General features: G+C 68.0%; 1 protein-coding gene. It reads right to left on the bottom strand.

The annotated features are described in order from the left end of the window. Positions 1-253: hypothetical protein (locus SB775_RS31745; RefSeq protein WP_410865265.1), on the bottom strand; the 253-nt coding region annotated here is incomplete at both ends.

Raw genomic sequence — 253 nt, 5'->3', positions numbered from 1 at the left:
GCAGCCCGACGCGCCAGCGGGTCACGATGCCCTGCGGGTCGGTCTCGAACAGCAGCACGCCGGCCTGCCCGGGCTGGGTGATGCGCAGGTACCGGGCGCCATCCTCGTACTTGTGGGGCTGCACTTCGAGGTGATCGGGGTAGAGGCGTTGGATCTGCGCGGCGCTCATCCCGACCCGTCCACCGCCCGGCGCCAGTTCTTTCGCATTGTGGCTTTCATAGCGCGCCAGCTTGCCGGACTCGATCATGAAGCC

The organism is Peribacillus sp. SIMBA_075 (assembly GCF_046534585.1).
The sequence above is the reverse complement of the archived record's forward strand: the minus strand, read 5'-3'. Positions and strand labels throughout refer to the sequence as shown.